Raw genomic sequence first — 17,802 nt, 5'->3', positions numbered from 1 at the left:
TCACTGTTGCCTCCATATTTTTTAGAAGGAAGTGAGCATTATTTTATTTGACTGCCATTCTCACACAGAATTTTCGGCTGACTCTGTTATGAAACTTGAAGATGCCCTAAAAATAACCCAGGCAATGGGCATCGGCCTTATCACGACTGAACATATCGATTTTGATTTTCCGGGCGATGATCTGTATGAATTTGACACTGATGAATATTTTGCCCGCTACCAGCAATACCGTGATTCCGACAACCTTTTACTCGGCGTTGAAGTCGGTATGCAGCAGCAGACAGCTTCACGCAGTGAGCATTTTACCCAAAAGGCACCTTTTGATATGGTCATCGTGTCGCAACATATTATAGAAGGTTTCGACATCTATTATCCCGAATACTATCAAAGCAAATGCAAAAATGAGGCATACCGTATATATTTACAAAATATAGCCGATATGTTGGCAATACATCCTTTTGGTGATGTTTTAGGCCATATTGACTACATCTGCCGCAAAGCACCATATGAAGACACACAGCTTCGTTATGATGAATTTGCTCCGTATATAGATAAGATATGGCAAACTGCATTAACCAACAATGTCGTTCCTGAAATCAACACTAGACGATTTACTAACAAAGAAAATATTACTGCGCTCGCTCCCATTTACAAGCGCTATCATGAAATGGGCGGCCGCTATGCAACAATAGGTTCAGATGCGCATACTATTGATGCTATTGGTTATAAACTCGCAGAAGCTGAACAATTTTTAAAAAGGTGCGGTCTAACACCTGTGTATTTTAAAAATCACCAGCCTGTTCCTATGTCGTAAACAAATACCTCGCTATATTCCGGAAAGGGGATACAATATGAAAAAATTTTCCCAGAATGGTTTTAAAGCTTTATCCGTTTCATTATGCGTTGCCCTTACTGTTTCCACTACATCCGTCGCTTTTGCTGACGCGGCAACTATAACGACAGGAACTTCGCTTGCCTCTACAAGTGATACTGTAAACAGCAACGCACTGCAAGATAAACTTGCCAATACCGAAAAAGCAGTCTATGGCACACCGCAGACTGGTGCCATAATCGATAGAATTAATAAACTGGAACGCGATTACTATGGAACGCATAAAACCAGCAGCCTTGCTGTACGTGTAGATAATATCTACAGCCAAATATTTGACAACACCTATGCCCCATCAGCCATTGCACAGATGAATGGCATAGAATGGACATTGATGCATCAGGTATCAATGCATTCTATCGGCCAGCGCCTGTCTGATCTTGAAACTACACTTTATGGCAAACCAAAAGAAGGTACTTTCTACAGCCGTATGCTGGCGCTCGGCAGTGTAGCCTTTGGCACCTCCCAGCAGTCCATTCCGCTTTCGCATACCTTGGTACCTGCTAATACCTTGATAAAAATTAAACTTGTCACACCAGTTAATTCTGAAACAATGAAGGCCGGTGACACAGTAAAATACCAGGTTGCCGAAGATGTTGTCGATGATGGCAATCTAGTCTTTGCTGCCGGCGGTGCTGGTGAAGGACATGTAACAAGCGTACAGGATGCAAGGAATTTTGGCCGCGATGGTAAAGTCGACATTGATTTTAGTCAGACGCAGGCATTTGACGGCACTATGGTAGATACTACCTTAGGTGAAAAAGCCAAAGAAGAAATGAAGTCAGAAGCCATGGCCGCAGGTGCCAGTATCGCAGGCATAGCATTACTCGGGCCGATAGGAATTGTCGGCGGCATTTTTGTTAAAGGGAAAAATATTAATTTACCAGCAGGAACTGAACTGTTTATCCAAACAAAATCAGATGTATCCCTTTATGGTGTAGCCGCAAATAACACTTCGGCAAACAATAATCTCATTTCTGCCGCCCAGACAGTTAATCAGTCAAATTCTTCATCTGAAGATACTTCTGATAACTCCGTTCCGCCTGCAGGTTCGGATACGACAACTGCCCAAGGCAGCAACTCATAAATCGCCTTAGAAATTGAAGAAAAATTTACACTTAATATCCAGTAGCATATTATAACAATACAACGATAATTTTATTGAAAATATAAAGGCTTGAAAAAGCAGGTGTACTCTGCTTTTCTCAAGCCTTTAGTTAATTGAACTAAACCATATTTGAAAATGAAGAATGACTGGCTATGGACAGCTATTACCGTTTGTTTAGCTTAATCTGTCAGGGAAAAGGTAATATTTTAGTTATTATTTTATTGTATAAAATTCGAGGCGATAATTTTGCTAAAAATACTTTTAATATTTATACCTGTCACATTGCTACTGTATTTAATATTAACCAATGTTAATCTGGCCGCAGGAAAAGAAAAATTAAGTTTTCTCATATCACCACCGACAAGAACAAAATTGGCTGATGTCTTCAACACAGCCAGCGGTGCCTTCCAAGATATCATTTATCATGACCAGCAATCAGAATTTCCTTTCCACCAGCCATATGGTACAGGTGTAGGCATATATCCAGGGCGCGTAGTCTGGACACATGATCCGGCCAGTGTAGCATGGGATGGCAAGGGCTATTGGTGGAACCCCGACCATTTTGACGAAAAAATAATCGGCCAAATGGTACGCCAAAACATTATGTCACTCACTGGCACCGATACTGCTGCCAACGGCTGGAATATGCTTTTTACCAAACATAATGAAGCGCAAGGCAACCAAACCGGATATATTCCTGGGCAAAAAATAGCCATAAAAGTAAATCTTAACGGCACCTCAGAATACAGTGAAGATAGTTCAGGAGAAACTCAAGTCAGCTATGCTAATCCGGTTCTTCTCAAAACAGTCCTGACCTCCTTAATTGATGATGCCGGTGTCCGTCCAGAAGATATCACAGTCTATGATGTCTCACGCTTATTTCCTAAATACATGGTTGCTATGTGCACCGAAGGAAAGCTTAACGGTGTAAATTTTGTAGGCAGAGATACTGCCGTAGCTGATAAGACCGCACCAATAGTCTGGTCACAGCAATTTGACGGCAGCGATGTAGTCAGCTACCTTCCCACCGTTGTAACCGAAGCCTCGTATATTATCAATTTAGCCAATCTAAAAGGACACAGCTGGGGAATATCCCTTTGTGCCAAAAATAATTTTGGTTCATTTATAAACGATAATTATGTCCGCCCTCCTGTCGGTGCTAATCTTCATCCTTTTATGACAGATAAAAAGATGGACACATATACTCCTTTAGTTGATTTGATGGCTAACAAACAGCTCGGTGGCAAAACTATTCTGTACATGCTGGACGCTTTAATATCTGCCCCCAGCGAAGAAGCAGCTGTCACTGGTGAAAATACGAAATGGCAGCAACCACCTTTTGATAATAATTACACGGCCAGCATCTTTGTCTCGCAAGACCCCGTGGCGATCGACTCCGTCGGCGCGGATTTGCTGATGAATGAACCGACTATTCTCAGTGAAAATGGTGCCATTCGCCATCACCCAGAAATAGAAAGTTATTTGCATGAAGCAGGCCAAATAGCAGCTGCGCCATCCGGTGTCACTTATTATGATGGAACAGGCCATGCTGTAAAAAATCTCGGCACCCATGAACACTGGACAAATACACGGGACAAAACTTACACCCGTAATCAAAGCAACAAAAACGGCATTGAACTTTTATACATAGACATGACAAAGCAGTAATATCTTTTAATAATTAACTGCCGAATATAAGCAGCACCAAATTTTTATCTTATGGGTTTAGATTATCCTATCTAAAATATGTATCTATATCATTTTGAATAGATCGCAAAGTTGGCAACTAAACAAATTTGCAAATATATTTATTTACTAATAAGACCTTTAATAAATCTCCGTCAGAAAAATACCCTATGGAATAGACATTTTGTACTGGCCCCCATAAGTTAGACCTAGAATTAGTTTAACTTATGGGGGCACTACATTTACAGTCTATCCAGAGGGTATTTCTTTATGTTTACATCCTTCTGTATGCAAAAGGGCAAAGTCATCTAATATCTTTGATTCTTTTTATAAATTTGCTAGTAGCTTCTACAACATGATCGTAATTGCCATCTTTTTTGTGGGCTTTTGTTATATAACTACCGACACCTACAGCAACAGCTCCTGCAGCAAACCATTCACCAACATTCTCTATTGTCACCCCACCAAACGGCACAATAGGCGCATATGGCATAGGTGCGTGAACAGTTTTTATATACTGCGGTCCGAAAAAATCGGCCGGAAATAATTTTACCATATCAGTACCCACTGCCATAGCTGCATCTATTTCAGTTGGTGACATAGCACCACATACCGTCACTGCTTGATATTGATGTGCCATTTTTAACATTGAAGGAGAAAAACTTGAACTGACCAACATATTTGCTCCGGCAAGAAGTGCGGCAGCAGCGTGTTCACTATCTAAGACAGTCCCCACACCAATTAATATATTACTATATTCATGCGTTAGCCTCTGTACAATACGCAACGCTCCGGGAACAGCATAAGGAAACTCTAACGCGCGTGCCCCACCTTCTATCACCGCTTTTGCAATTAAATATGCTTCCTCTTCTTCATCAGTACGTATAATAACCATCATTCCCGTGTCCGAAATCATTTGCAAAGCTGCCGCTTTTTTCCACATGGTCCTCCCCCTGCTTTCTAAAGAATATACACCTAAGTTGGTAATTGCATTTATCGCATAATTGCCAACCCTCTATCCGACATGTTTTATGCCATAACTATCAAGCATCTTTACAATTTCTTTATCAATATTTTCACTTATATCAGCAACGGGATAACGTGCAGGTCCCACATTAATACCAGCTAAAGATACTGCTCTCTTGATAACAGAAGGTACTGTCCCTAATTTAAGCACAGCTCTCAACTGTTCAATTGACTGTTGTTTTTTTCAGCTTCTTCCATATTACCAATACAAAAATCATTATATATACCTACATCAATCTTACTCAATAAATTACTTGTTGAAGCGATAGCACCTGTTGCCCCTGCTTTTAATGCTTTTAATATCAAGGAATCCGATCCAGAGAGAACTGAGAAATCATATTCCTTTGTTACCTGTATATAATTTATAATGTTATCTATATTACCACTGCTGTCTTTTATACCTATGATGTTCTTGACTTGTGCCAATTTTGTTACACTTTCCACTGCTATACTAATTCCTGTATTTTTTGGTATATTATATAAAATAACTGGTATAGAAACACTAGCGGCAATTCTTTTATAATGCTCAACTAATTCATTCTGTGTTATAGGTACTAAAAAAGGTGTAATTATTGATAACGCATCTACACCAATTTTCTCCATCTTTTGTGAAAGTTCAATAGTTTCTTGAGTGCTGTTACTTCCTGTACCAACAAAAACCGGCACTTTATGCTTTACCGTCTGCACAACAAAATCAGCAAAAGAAAGCTTCTCTTCATTACTCATAACATGAAATTCACCATTTGTACCTAAAATAAAAATACCATTAATTTTATTTTGTAGTAATTGTTCAATTAAATTTTTCGTTGCTTCTAAATTAATTTTTTGTTGATCATCAAAAGGAGTTACCATCGCACAAATAATCCCATTTAAAAGCGTGCTTTTCATACTCTCACCTTAGTTTCATTTATAGATTTACCTATTGCACCACCTGGATGCCATTTTACATACGTATCAATCGTTAGATTTTTTGCCTGTTGCAACATCACACTTAAACATTGCAATAAAATTATTTCAGCCAAAATGGATGTTCTTGGCGGTTTATTCAAAGAATCCCCTTCATAGTTCACTCCAGCAAAAAGGCATATTTCTGATTCAGTGGCCAGCCATGAAGAAGGATTTCCTGTGACCGCAATAATCTGTGCCCCATTATTTTTTAATGTTTGCACCGTGTATTGCAATTCTTTTGTTTCTCCACTGTTACTTATCGCTATAACAACATCTCCTGGCATTACCTGCCCGGATGAACCATGAACGGCTTCGATGCCACTCAATTCATAAGTTGGCGTTCCTATTGAAGAAAAAAGTGAAGCAATATACCCTGCGACATGTGCCGGTTTGCCAATCCCAGTAACATGTATCCGATGATGGTTGCACTCTGCCTTCAAAATCAATTGCAATGCCTTTTGGAGCCCATCTTTATTTAACTTGTCCACAAATCTTTGCAACTCATTCATAGATGTATTCAAATATTTATTAAGCATATTTAAATTATCATATTCATTAGACTGCATACCACATACTCCTTTATTAATGTAAATTCTATCCATTCAATTATTGAAATATATTTAAGACACTATTCAAAATCATACCTACAATATTGTAATCGACATTTGGGAAGGTAGAACCAAGCACACCCATTTCACCATATAAAGGATATAAAACGCACGGTAAAAATGCCAACAACAAACCTACAACAAAAGAACCTATTACTGCTCCCCGCCAACCTCCGAAGGAATTACCAAAAACACCAGCTGTCCCCCCAGAAAAAAAGCAAATATGGGCGGCAGGAATAATAACGACAGAAAATTTAAAAACTATCATGACTGCAATCGCAACTAACCCTGCTGCATATGAACAAATAAATCCAACAATAACGGCTGTAGGTGCATATGGAAATACTGTCGGAACATCAAGTGCTGGTCTGGAGCCAGGAATAAATTTTTCAGAAATAGCTACAAAAGCTGCTGTTATTTCCCCTAAAAACATTCTTACGCCTGTCATTAATACTGACATACCAGCAGTAAATTGTAATGCCAATATTCCTGGAAATACTAACCAATGCACAGAACCTGCTAATTTTCCTACTACTGCTGGGCCTGCAAACAATGCCGAAACATAAAACAATATGGTCATTACAGTAGCGCATCCCATAAGGAAATCACGGAAAAAGGATAACCATTTAGGAAATTTAATATCTTCAGTACTGTATTTTTCCCATTTCGAAAAAAATATTTTGCCTATATATCCCGATAGTGCATAAGCCAGCATATTAAAATGGCCTATAGCTTGTTCATCGTGCCCTGTCATTTTGCGCATAAAAGGTTGACATAGTTGCGGCAAAAAAGCTGAGCAAAAGCCTAAAAGAATCCCACCAATAGCAATTGCTATTCCATCACTAAATCCATGAAATTTTAAAAGTAATCCCAGCACACACGCAAAAAACAAGCTATGTCCACCAGTAAAAAATACATTTTTAAAAGGTGTTAACCGTGCAAAAACTAAGTTCATAATAAAGCCCAAAATGAGAATAGATGATGTTACAAAACCATACGTACTTTGAGCCATTGCTGTAGCTGCCTCCGGCGAAGCAATAACCCCTGTTATATGAAATCCTGCCTGAAACATTGTATTAAATTGTTGTAGGGCCGATGTCATAGTCCCTGCGCCTATGCCAAAGATTAAAAAGCCTATAGCTGTTTTTGTTGACCCCGTAATTACTTCTGTTCCTGATTTCTTTTGTGCAAGAAGACCTACAAAAGCTACTAACCCTAAGAGAATGGCTGGATTACTCAACAAACTGACTAAAAAATCCATACTGTTCCTCCATTAACATAAATTATTTTATTTATCCATTTTTCGCTATAAACGTCTTTAATTTTTCTAATATTTCCTTTTTATCCATAATATTATTTATTCCAATAATTTCTTGAGGAAGTTTCTTTACCTCTAATTCTTTGGCTACATCACTTAATGTAATAATTAGAGAACCATTAAATCCAGCAATAGCATCAAGTGAACCATGTTCTATTTTGATTGGCAGCTTTTGTTCACTTATCACTTGATTTAACTTAATCTTAAGCATTAAACTTGACCCGACCCCTGCGCGACATGCAACTAACCCTTTGAATTCCATTTTTATCACCTTTCTTTTTATGATCACAGATTATTAATATAACTAATAATTTCACTAGCTGATTGTGCTTGATCCAACATTTTATAAAAATCTTTTCTTTCCAGCAAAGCAGTCAAATCAGCCAATGCCATTAAATGACTTGTATTATCATGGGCACTCAAACAAAATATATACTTAACTGGATCGTTTTCTTCACTTCCAAAACATACAGGTTTTTTTAATGTGGCAATACCAATGGCACTTTCTATTGCACCGTATTCGGCTCTTGCATGAGGTAATGCTACATTTTTTGTGATTACTATATACGGCCCGGTTTCTTCAATAGTATTTATAATTGCCTCAATATAACTCTTCTTTATTTTCCCGGCCAATAATAAAGGCTCTGCCGATTTATAAATTGCTTCTTTCCAGTCACGCGCCTCAATATTTAAGCAGACCAATTTTTCATTAGTCAGATCCTTCAGCATTATTATTAACCTCTCTTTTGTTTACCGTTTTATTTTCTCCATCAATACATTAAAAGTAGGATTTTTAATTAAGTCATTTACCCCAAATTCACTTATGAAATAATTATATAATCGTTCAAATATTGGCTCCCAGCTTTTACATTTGTTCTTGGGTATGCTCAATAAAAACACTACTTGAACCTTTTCTTTATCCCAAACAATTGGTTTTACCAATACGGCTACCGCAACTATCGACTGATCTCTATAATTTTCCAATGCATGCGGTATGGCAACCAGACCACCCAATTCCGTAGAAGATAATTTTTCACGAATGAACACAGAAGCTTTTACTTTTTCATCAATATAGCCTTTTTTTAACATGACTGTTGTCAATTTTTCTAAGATTTCATATTTATCATCAGCTTGTAAAGCTGGAAAGAACAGATCTTCATGAAAAAATATATCTTCAGCATTTTCATTGTCATCATTAATAAGCTTTTCTTCAATTTTATCCATGTCATTTTCCGTTAAAATTGGCTCTACTTGAATGATCTTGGTGGATTTTATACTGCTTATTGGTACTGTAGTAAATATGAAATTCACTCCATCAATCAATTGCTCTGTCAGTTCATATAAAGGAATAACCTTAATGATTTTTAAAGTCTTACCAAAACGACGCTGTAATTTACTTTTTACAAACATTGCTGTCGAAAGACCTGTAGCACAAACAATTATCGCGGTGATTGGTGGGCACGTAAACATTTTTTTACGTTCTAAAGCTGCCCCAAAATGAATTGCTAAAAAGCCCAACTCATTTTCATTCATTTGCAATTTTTCATTTATTTCTAGTATGTTTCCAGCAACAATGGCCATTTCAAACGCTAAGGGACACCCTTTTTTTATTGAAGCCAATATTTCATTGCGAATATTCATATTAAATCTTAATCGTGTTATTGCCGCCCCCAAATGAATTATCAATCCAGAAATAAGTTCATTATCTTCAGAAAAATCTATTCCCATCTTGGCATTAATTTTTTGTATTATTTGCTTAACGAGAATTTTATGTATATCTTTACCATTTGTATCATCATTAATCATCAATTTTTTACTAGAAATAAAATGCTGTGTTAAGTAATAAACTTCATTTTTTATATCTACATTCAATATTGTGCAGATATCTGTCACAATATTATAGGCAGCAGCAAAATATATTGACTTTTCCAACAGCTCCATTTCTTCTTTTTCATAATCGGTTGTATTTTTACTTCCGACACGCTTCATTGTAATAATGATATGTACTAGCAAGTTTTTAAAAGCAATGTCCGTCAAATGGATATTATATTTTTGAATATTATCAAACAGTATTTTTTTTACATCATCTGTTTTGATTGAAGTAAACATTTCCTTATAAAATGCATTTTTTTCTAGATCTACCAAATCATTACTATTAAAAACATATTCAGAAATACAATACCTTATTCGTTCTTCCTTCCCTTTCAAACTAATACCAGTATTATCCGCAACAAGTTCAATATTAAATCTATATAGACTCTTTTTAATATCTTTAATATATTTTTTCAAGGTAGACAAACTAATGTATAATTCATCTGCTAATTCTGTTTCGGTAATACTTTTTCTATATAAGGCATTAATGAGTAATTCTTTAATTATAAAAGAAACACGATCATTATATTCAGAAGGAATAATATTCTGTTTTTTCCAACCAGAACATTCATTAAAACATTGGCTCTTTTTGAAGGACATGAATTTTTTTTCATCATTAATTTTCAATACATAACCGACACTTGGCTCTGCAAGAAAAACAGCACCATACTTCTTTAAAAAAGTATTGCATTCTTTAATGTCATTTCTTATAGTTTTTGAACTGACGCCTAACAAAGCGGCAATATTGGCACTACTTACACTCTGATTATTATTATTATGCGTAAACATTTTTAGAATTTTTATTATACGTTTATTTTGTGTATCAATTACCAAAATAGATCACCTCCCTTCCTTTAAATTCATTATAATCTATATCACTCATCACAACCTAGACATTATACTTCCACATATTGTGGAAGTATAATAAAAAAATAATTTCCAAACTTTATAGGCTTGGAAATTATTTTCACTCGTTTTATCATACACCAAAAACCGCCAGACTAATTTATCATACCAGTCTGACGGTTTGCATAAAAAATGATTTTTCTAGAAAAGTCGTTCATTTTCTCTATATTATATATTCAATTTTTTTATTACAATTTTTTCCAACAACTTTTCAACATTTGCTTTTTTTACACACCCGCTTTCGGCCTCCATCGCATTGGCCGTGCCACACGCGCAAGCAAGCCTAATTATATTTTCTATACTATCTTTACGATAAAAACCTATCGCCATTCCTGCCACAAAAGCATCCCCTGACCCCACAGCATTTACCAAAGGAATCTGTGGTGGAAGCACATGATATACATTATTTTCATAACTAATAACAGCCCCGTCTTTTCCCATAGATATAACCGGTACAGTGACATTTCTCTGAAGTGCGTGAACAGCCTTTGCCGCAGTATATACATCTTTTATTGAACACCCAGTAAATTTTTCTGCTTCAGCTAAATTAGGTTTAACTAAATACGGTTTACAAAAAATACTTTTTTGCAACGCATCTCCGCTTGTATCTAATAAGAACTTTTTACCCGCCTCATTAGCAAAACTTCCCAGCACTCCGTAAAAATCACTACTTACATTAACAGGTAAACTCCCTGAGGCAACTACTACTTCTGCCCTTTGAAGAAGCTGCTTATATTTTCTTAAAAAAAGCTGCTGCTGTGCCTGTTCTATAAAAGATCCCGGTTCTAAAATTTCTGTTTGTTTCCCGTCAGGTGTCATTATATTAATACAAGTACGTGTTTCAGTCTCTACGCAAACAAATTCATGTTCTATCTTTCTCTCATTGAGACGCTTTTGTATAAACTCCCCTGTTTTACCACCGACAAAACCGGTTAAAAGACACTCTTCACCTATATTTGTTATTACATTAGCTACATGTATCCCTTTTCCACCGGCAGTATTATTTACACTATCTGCACGTGCTACACCACCGTAAAGCAAGTTCTTAACAGTATATATTTTGTCCATTGATGAGTTTAAGCTTATTACTAAAATCAATATTTATCACCATCTTCAATATCTATCAGCACTACCACAGACTTTTATTTTATGTTTAACCACAGCCTTCATTGCTTCTTTCCCTGGTGTCATATATTTTCGTGGATCATTTGCTGACGGATTTTCCACAAAATATTTTTTAACGGCGGCGGAAAAAGGAATTTTTAAATCGGTTGCTATATTAACTTTGCAAATTCCTAAACTTATAGCCTTTTCTACCATTTCATCTGGTACATCGGAGGCACCATGCAATACTAAAGGAATATCCACTTTCTCACGAATCTTCTGCAAACGTGCAAAATCAAGTTTAGGTACTCCTTTATACAATCCATGCGCAGTCCCAATAGCTACTGCCAGAGAATCTATTTTCGTGGCTGCAACAAAAGCTACTGCATCATCTGGTTCAGTATAAACAGCCTCTTTAGAACTGACTACCACTTGATCTTCTATGCCAATAAGTTTCCCTAATTCAGCTTCTACAACAGCATCATAACGATGCGCATATGCCACTGTTGCTACCGTTTTATTTATATTTTCTGTAAAAGGTAACTTAGATGCATCAATCATGCATGATTTAACACCAACGTCGATAGCCCTTTTTATTTGCTCTATATCTTCAAAATGATCAAGATGAACTGCAATTGGTATATTTGCTTTTTGTGCAGCTACCTGTGCCATCGCTACAATATAGTCTGCACCGGCATATCCCACTGTCGATGGTGTAGCTGCTATAATCAAAGGTGATCTCATTTCTGCTGCTGTTTGTGCAACTACTTGTAATGTTTCCATATTATGAATATTGAATGCCGGTACAGCATAATGTTCTTTTTGTGCTTTCAGTAACATTTCTCTTGTTGATAAAATCATTTATTTCTCCTAAATTATATACAATTACGGTACATGCCTTTAACTTCCAAAACTACATTTAAATTTATAAGATGCCTCATTTATTATTAAGCATCTTATACTGTTTTTTAGACCAAACTATTGTACAAATTACACATATAAGATAAAACAACCCTATTGCTGCAAAACCTGCAACATTTGTCATATCTAATACTTGAGTTATTATATAAGTTACAGGACTTCCCCCTTGGTCCAAAGAAGCTACTCGAGCTGCCGAATTAGTCAATTGTCCTGCATTAGCCGCAAGAATTGTATGAAAACCAATCATCTGGTTAGATATCCATATAGCCATAAACATAACAATTGATCCTGTAATTAATGTTCTAAACAAATTGCCTTTGTGTACCCCTACTGCCATCGCTATAAAAAAACCAATTGTCGGTAAATCACCAAATGGCAGTATTTGATTCCCTGGAACAATGGCCGCTATAAGAATCGTCAATGGTATAAATAAAAGCGATGCTGTAACTACGACGGGATCTCCTAATAACAGTGCACAATCTAAACCAATATAAAATTTAGAGTTCTTAAATTTCTTTTGCAATTTTGTCCTTGCGACTTCAGATACGGGAATTAATCCTCCCATAATATACTTGACAACTACCGGCATTAAGACGATTACAGCTGCCATTTGTATTCCTAATGTCAAAATCTGCTGAACATCGTAGCCCGCCAAAATTCCTATAATAACACCCATTATTCCGCCCATAACAGCCGGGTCACATAAAATACCAAATTTATTTTTCAAATGTTTAGGATTTATATCAATATCTCTAACAACTGGTATTCTGTCCATTATTCCATCTACAAAAACCGAAATTGGTGCAAACCAACCAGTCGTACCATGAGGCATTGCAATTCCTTCCAAACCAAAGTAATTTTCAACAACAGGAGCAAACCAGTCACCAATTTTATAAGCAAATGCCGCATGCACGGCTACCGCAATTATTCCCAGAGTATAGCTGCCTGTTGCTATATCCACAATGGCACCAGTAAACGCGAAATGCCAAATATTCCATATATCAATATTTACAACACGCGTAAACCTCAACGCCAGCATTATAATATTTACAATAATTGCCACCGGTATGGCTACCAATGCTATTCTACTTGCCCACGTCATCGGCGATGAACCTGGCCAACCAATATCAATTAAACTCATACTTATCCCAAAATTTTGAGACATCGCTTTAGCAGCTGGTGCTAAATTATTAAGCATTAATCCGATTACAAGACCAATGCCGACAAAACCTATCCCAATAGAAATACCACTTTTTATAGACTTTCCAAATGACTGTCCTAAAATCAAGGATACTATAAAAATAATAATTGGTAGCATAACTGCTGGTCCTAAATTCACAAAATACTGAACTATTTGTAAAATGAAATCCATGTCGCCTCCACCTTTCTTAGTCTTTTATATACGATAAAATCCTTTTTTCCGTTTCCTCTTTATTTATACCAGTTAAAAACGGCATACCATTGACATATGGTATATCAAAATTAGGTACTATCTTCATAGTTGTAACTACTAAATCAATCCCGTCCAAATTATTTTCTATCTCAATAATACGCATCTGGATGACTTCAGCTGATATTCCATTTTTTTCGCATAATTCCTTAATTGCATCTGCTGCCACAGTTGAAGTTGCTACAGCACCACCGCAAGCCACAATAATCTTTTTCATTTTACTTTAACTCCTTTTATTATAATTAAATACCTAACTCACTTATCCATTAAACTATTTGCTAATACCTTAAAAAAAGTTTCTTTATCATTGCTTTTTTGTAATTTTTTTACCAGCTCCTCATTCTGAAACATAGTAAAAAGCCTTTTTAATATACCAAGATGTTCTCCAACTTCAGATAAAGCTAACATGAATACCAAATTAGCATCTATTTTTTTTTCAGGATCTTCCATAGAATTAAATTGAACTGGAGTCTTCAGACGAACAGCTGCCATCCCATTCTTAAATACATTATTTTCAGGAGTAGCGTGTGGTATTGCAATTCCCGTATTTGCTAAAGCCAAACCTGTAGGAAAACTTTTTTCTCGTAAAATAACACTTTGTACATAAGATGCATCTATATATTTATTTTTTATAAGCATTTGCCCTAATTTTTTCATAACTTCTTCATTATTATTGGCTTCAACATCAAGACATATAATCTTTTCATTAAAAAACTCTTCTTTGAGCATGTATAAAACCAGCCCCCCTGATTGTTTTAATCGAATTTTTGTTTAATTATTTTTATAAACTCCGTATAGCTCTGTCCACTTATCATCTCCTTCACACCATTTTCTTTAACAAGATATTCAAATAATTTCAAAAATATCGGTTCCCACAAGCAAAACTCAGGCTTGGCTATACTTATTAAAAATATTACCTGTACATTTTCTTCTACCCAAAGAATAGGTTTATCAAGAATCAATACCGCAATAGAAGAAACCGTAGCATTATTAACCATAGGATGTGGAACAGCCACTAAATTACTAATCTCTGTAGGTGATGTATTCTCTCTTTCAAATACTGATTGGCAAGTTAAATCATCTATTAATTTTTTATTTTTTAATTGTGTTGTTAAATATTCCAAAACATCATTTTTCCCTTTAAAATTTCCTCCTATGTTATAACAATCCTCACGAAAAAATTTTTCAATATTAGTTTTATATACTTCAGCAGGATTAAAAAATTTTTGTTGTATGAGTGTCCTTTCTTTATCATTTAAGAGATTTTGTACATAAATTAATTTTTCTCTTTGACTATCATCTATGTTCTTTATATAAGATAAAGGCATCGTTGTAAAAATTATATCAATATCATTACAGTCTTTTGTTTTGAGTTTATATCCCGGTACTGTTTTTACTATCGTTATAAGGTCTTTAAAATACTCCTCAATCCTAGCCTTTAATAATACTGCAGTACCTATTCCTCCACCACAAATTATTAATGCCTTTTTCCTGTTATTGTTTCTTGCATCCATGCGAGTCAGTGCTGCTCCAAAATGTATAGCAATATAACCAATTTCATTTTCATTCACTACAATTTTTTCACGTTCTTCTATAACTTTACTGGCGATTATAGCTATTTGAAAAGCTAATGGATATTCATTTTTTATAACATCCAATATTTCATTTCTTATATTCATGCGAAATCTCATTCGCGGGATAACCGCTTCCAAATGTACTTTAAGCCATCTTATTAAATTTTTATCCTGCGTAAAATTCATTCCGGCAACCAAGCATACCCGTTCCAACATCGCACGTACCAATTCTCCTGCATATCCAGATGACTGCCCATTAACATCATTATATTTTTTACTAGCAATAAGATGCTGTGTCAGATAATAAATTTCATCGGTCGCAATATCAATTTGCAGTTGTCTGTATATTTCTACAAATATTGATCTTGCCACCAAAAATTCTTTACATTTTTCTATTTTTGTACTTTCCTGCAAAGTATATGAGGCACTATAACCGGACAATGTGCGCTTTATTGTGATTAAAATATGAACAAGTAGATTTTTCAAGGAGCTATCTGTAAACATAATTTCATAAGAAGAAGTAACTTTTATAATTATATTTTTAATAATTGCGATATCTATATCACTAAACAACTGTTTATAGAGATCATCTGTTTTATCATTTTTGTCTTCCATTCTAAAAACATATTCAGAAATACAATATCTAATTTGATTCTCATTACCTTTGATTCGCATACCTTTATTTTTATAAGTTATTATAGCCAAATTATATTTTGCTAATTTCTTAACCACATCTTTTAAGCTAATTTTTAATGTTGATATCCCCACATAAAGATCATCGGCTAATTCCTGTTGGCATATTGTTTTATTTTCCAAAGCATTAATAAGCAGTTTGTGTATTATATACTTTGCTCTACCGCTGGCATCTAACGCATTTCCTTGATTTTCGTCCAATAATCGCACGAAAAGCTCTCTATTTATTATTTCTAAACTATATCCTACACGAGTAGATATATTTACTCGTGCCACATTTTTTTTAAGCGTTGGTATTATTTTTTTTATATCCATACGTACCGTTTTGGAAGAAACGCCAATAAGTCTTCCTAATTCGTCGCTGGTTATATTCTTATATTTTTCCAATAATCTCAAAATTTTTTGTTGCCGCTGCGTAAACATCATATATCCCTCAATCAGCTTTTATCATCAATTAATTGGGTAGGCAGTACATAACTTTAAGTGGTCTTTTATCTTTATCAAGCATAGTTAAAAATGCTTCATATCCTGCTTCGAGTGGAAATCGATGTGTAATAATTTTACTGACATCTACTATTTCTGAATTTAAATACTCAATTGCAGCACGCCACTCCTTACCTGGAAACGGAGAAGAATAACTCATCCAAGAACCGGTTACATTTAATTCACCCCGAAGTATGAGCTCAAATGATTTTGCAGGTATAGTAACATCTTTTTGTGCTGTCCCTATATATACTACTCTTCCATTTTTCTTGACCAATTTCAAAATTTGTGACTGTAAAGAATTAACTCCGGCAGTTTCATAAACATAATCAGCTTTCCCTTCTTCTTGGAAATACTTTTCAACATCTATCTTGCTAGAATTAATAATATCATTAACACCCATATTTTTTACTAACTGCAGTTTATGCTCATCAATATCTATTGCAATTATTTTTTTTATTCCTTTCGCCAGTAAACATTGCACTGTAAGCACACCAATTGTTCCGCAGCCATAAACCACCGCACTACTTCCACTCCTCAGTAATCCAGCTCTTTCGACTCCATGAATTGCTACCGTCAGTGGTTCGATACATGCAGCTTTATCAAATTCCATATCTTTGGGCAATTGCAAAATATTCTTACTGGGAACCGCTACATATTCAGCCATTGCCCCATTTTGCCGCGAACCGATAAAAGAATAACTATTACACATCGCCGGATGTCCACTTAAACAACTTTCACAACTACCACATGGCAGTAACGGTGCTGCTGATACATGATCTCCCAGTGAAACATTTTTTACGTTATTACCTGTTTGGACCACTACGCCGGAAAATTCATGACCTACTATTATCGGGAAAAAATGTACCCCACCATCTCTAACTCTTGCAATATCTGACCCACATATACCACAAGCTTTCACTCGAACTAAAACTTCATCTGCATTTATTCGAGGCACCGGTACATCTTTATATATCAATTTTTGTGGTCCTTCTACGACCAATGCCTTCATTTGTGCAGGAATTTTTTCTTGAAACAATTTTACTCCTCCTTGCATTATGTCTTTATCTATATTTTTACTATACCAAAAATATGACCATCAACATAGTTCGTATATTTCTACTCAGCTAGGAAACTTTTTGTTTGCAATACATAAAATTACCGCACTAAAAAAAGAGCCTGTACGCATATTACAATTTATGCTCAACAGCCTCTT

Annotated in this window: 18 protein-coding genes; 3 read left to right on the top strand and 15 right to left on the bottom strand. The window is 35.5% G+C overall.

Annotated features, from left to right (window positions below):
* Positions 1 to 31: 31 nt before the first annotated feature.
* The 3 genes from EDC37_RS00685 (at position 32) to EDC37_RS00675 (ending at position 3,665) form a co-directional block, all read left to right on the top strand.
* Positions 32 to 814 carry a histidinol-phosphatase HisJ family protein gene (locus tag EDC37_RS00685; protein ID WP_165874428.1) on the top strand — a complete coding sequence of 261 codons (783 nt, stop codon included), beginning with the start codon at positions 32 to 34 and terminating at the stop codon, positions 812 to 814.
* Positions 815 to 851: 37 nt separating this feature from the next.
* The gene (locus EDC37_RS00680) at positions 852 to 1,976 is read left to right on the top strand and encodes a hypothetical protein (protein WP_231040017.1); all 1,125 of its coding nucleotides are present in this window, start codon (positions 852 to 854) and stop codon (positions 1,974 to 1,976) included.
* Positions 1,977 to 2,243: 267 nt separating this feature from the next.
* Positions 2,244 to 3,665, top strand: coding sequence for a DUF362 domain-containing protein (locus EDC37_RS00675; RefSeq protein WP_132546940.1), 1,422 nt, complete (start codon positions 2,244 to 2,246; stop codon positions 3,663 to 3,665).
* Positions 3,666 to 3,987: 322 nt separating this feature from the next.
* Here EDC37_RS00675 and EDC37_RS00670 read toward each other — a convergent pair whose 3' ends face one another.
* From EDC37_RS00670 to EDC37_RS00605, 15 genes are all read right to left on the bottom strand, one after another.
* Positions 3,988 to 4,626, bottom strand: a complete 639-nt coding sequence (locus EDC37_RS00670) for a bifunctional 4-hydroxy-2-oxoglutarate aldolase/2-dehydro-3-deoxy-phosphogluconate aldolase (RefSeq protein WP_132546939.1) — start codon at positions 4,624 to 4,626, stop codon at positions 3,988 to 3,990.
* Positions 4,627 to 4,698: 72 nt separating this feature from the next.
* Positions 4,699 to 4,860 (bottom strand): hypothetical protein, encoded by a 162-nt coding sequence (locus EDC37_RS12475; RefSeq protein ID WP_243642150.1) that lies wholly within the window; start codon positions 4,858 to 4,860, stop codon positions 4,699 to 4,701.
* Positions 4,861 to 4,865: 5 nt separating this feature from the next.
* Positions 4,866 to 5,597 carry a 4-hydroxy-tetrahydrodipicolinate synthase gene (gene dapA / locus EDC37_RS00665; protein ID WP_243642149.1) on the bottom strand — a complete coding sequence of 244 codons (732 nt, stop codon included), beginning with the start codon at positions 5,595 to 5,597 and terminating at the stop codon, positions 4,866 to 4,868.
* On the bottom strand, positions 5,594 to 6,223 hold the full coding sequence (locus EDC37_RS00660; protein ID WP_132546938.1) for an SIS domain-containing protein: 630 nt from the start codon (positions 6,221 to 6,223) through the stop codon (positions 5,594 to 5,596). The genes dapA and EDC37_RS00660 overlap by 4 nt, the downstream gene beginning before the upstream one ends.
* 40 nt (positions 6,224 to 6,263) lie before the next feature.
* Positions 6,264 to 7,526, bottom strand: a complete 1,263-nt coding sequence (locus tag EDC37_RS00655) for a PTS ascorbate transporter subunit IIC (protein ID WP_132546937.1) — start codon at positions 7,524 to 7,526, stop codon at positions 6,264 to 6,266.
* 31 nt (positions 7,527 to 7,557) lie between these two features.
* Complete coding sequence (locus EDC37_RS00650) at positions 7,558 to 7,845, bottom strand: PTS sugar transporter subunit IIB (protein ID WP_132546936.1); 288 nt, start codon at positions 7,843 to 7,845, stop codon at positions 7,558 to 7,560.
* A 23-nt stretch (positions 7,846 to 7,868) separates the two neighbouring features.
* Positions 7,869 to 8,312 (bottom strand): PTS sugar transporter subunit IIA, encoded by a 444-nt coding sequence (locus tag EDC37_RS00645; protein WP_132546935.1) that lies wholly within the window; start codon positions 8,310 to 8,312, stop codon positions 7,869 to 7,871.
* A 21-nt stretch (positions 8,313 to 8,333) separates the two neighbouring features.
* Positions 8,334 to 10,289, bottom strand: a complete 1,956-nt coding sequence (locus EDC37_RS00640; RefSeq protein WP_231040016.1) for a BglG family transcription antiterminator — start codon at positions 10,287 to 10,289, stop codon at positions 8,334 to 8,336.
* Positions 10,290 to 10,529: 240 nt separating this feature from the next.
* Positions 10,530 to 11,459 (bottom strand): 1-phosphofructokinase family hexose kinase, encoded by a 930-nt coding sequence (locus EDC37_RS00635; RefSeq protein WP_132546934.1) that lies wholly within the window; start codon positions 11,457 to 11,459, stop codon positions 10,530 to 10,532.
* Between the two features lie 15 nt (positions 11,460 to 11,474).
* Complete coding sequence (locus EDC37_RS00630; RefSeq protein WP_132546933.1) at positions 11,475 to 12,326, bottom strand: tagatose bisphosphate family class II aldolase; 852 nt, start codon at positions 12,324 to 12,326, stop codon at positions 11,475 to 11,477.
* A gap of 76 nt (positions 12,327 to 12,402) precedes the next feature.
* The gene (locus tag EDC37_RS00625; RefSeq protein ID WP_132546932.1) at positions 12,403 to 13,758 is read right to left on the bottom strand and encodes a PTS galactitol transporter subunit IIC; all 1,356 of its coding nucleotides are present in this window, start codon (positions 13,756 to 13,758) and stop codon (positions 12,403 to 12,405) included.
* Positions 13,759 to 13,774: 16 nt separating this feature from the next.
* A complete protein-coding gene (gatB, locus tag EDC37_RS00620) occupies positions 13,775 to 14,053 on the bottom strand; it encodes a PTS galactitol transporter subunit IIB (RefSeq protein WP_132546931.1) in 279 nt (92 codons plus the stop codon).
* Between the two features lie 38 nt (positions 14,054 to 14,091).
* Complete coding sequence (locus tag EDC37_RS00615) at positions 14,092 to 14,565, bottom strand: PTS sugar transporter subunit IIA (protein ID WP_132546930.1); 474 nt, start codon at positions 14,563 to 14,565, stop codon at positions 14,092 to 14,094.
* Positions 14,566 to 14,591: 26 nt separating this feature from the next.
* A complete protein-coding gene (locus EDC37_RS00610) occupies positions 14,592 to 16,529 on the bottom strand; it encodes a BglG family transcription antiterminator (protein ID WP_132546929.1) in 1,938 nt (645 codons plus the stop codon).
* Positions 16,530 to 16,557: 28 nt separating this feature from the next.
* Positions 16,558 to 17,625 (bottom strand): galactitol-1-phosphate 5-dehydrogenase, encoded by a 1,068-nt coding sequence (locus EDC37_RS00605; RefSeq protein ID WP_231040015.1) that lies wholly within the window; start codon positions 17,623 to 17,625, stop codon positions 16,558 to 16,560.
* Between the last annotated feature and the right edge of the window lie 177 nt (positions 17,626 to 17,802).

Source organism: Pectinatus cerevisiiphilus (assembly GCF_004341685.1).
Lineage (GTDB): Bacteria > Bacillota > Negativicutes > Selenomonadales > Selenomonadaceae > Pectinatus > Pectinatus cerevisiiphilus.
Note: the sequence above shows the minus strand (reverse complement) of the source record. Positions and strands in the feature narration are given on the sequence as shown.

Bases quoted from the DNA above. Each gene is read 5' to 3' on its own strand.
- EDC37_RS00680 (WP_231040017.1), top strand. From the start codon at position 852: ATGAAAAAATTTTCCCAGAATGGTTTTAAAGCTTTATCCGTTTCATTA.
- EDC37_RS00670 (WP_132546939.1), bottom strand. From the start codon at position 4,626: ATGTGGAAAAAAGCGGCAGCTTTGCAAATGATTTCGGACACGGGAATG.
- dapA (WP_243642149.1), bottom strand. From the start codon at position 5,597: ATGAAAAGCACGCTTTTAAATGGGATTATTTGTGCGATGGTAACTCCT.
- EDC37_RS00660 (WP_132546938.1), bottom strand. From the start codon at position 6,223: ATGCAGTCTAATGAATATGATAATTTAAATATGCTTAATAAATATTTG.
- EDC37_RS00655 (WP_132546937.1), bottom strand. From the start codon at position 7,526: ATGGATTTTTTAGTCAGTTTGTTGAGTAATCCAGCCATTCTCTTAGGG.
- EDC37_RS00650 (WP_132546936.1), bottom strand. From the start codon at position 7,845: ATGGAATTCAAAGGGTTAGTTGCATGTCGCGCAGGGGTCGGGTCAAGT.
- EDC37_RS00645 (WP_132546935.1), bottom strand. From the start codon at position 8,312: ATGCTGAAGGATCTGACTAATGAAAAATTGGTCTGCTTAAATATTGAG.
- EDC37_RS00630 (WP_132546933.1), bottom strand. From the start codon at position 12,326: ATGATTTTATCAACAAGAGAAATGTTACTGAAAGCACAAAAAGAACAT.
- EDC37_RS00625 (WP_132546932.1), bottom strand. From the start codon at position 13,758: ATGGATTTCATTTTACAAATAGTTCAGTATTTTGTGAATTTAGGACCA.
- gatB (WP_132546931.1), bottom strand. From the start codon at position 14,053: ATGAAAAAGATTATTGTGGCTTGCGGTGGTGCTGTAGCAACTTCAACT.
- EDC37_RS00615 (WP_132546930.1), bottom strand. From the start codon at position 14,565: ATGCTCAAAGAAGAGTTTTTTAATGAAAAGATTATATGTCTTGATGTT.
- EDC37_RS00610 (WP_132546929.1), bottom strand. From the start codon at position 16,529: ATGATGTTTACGCAGCGGCAACAAAAAATTTTGAGATTATTGGAAAAA.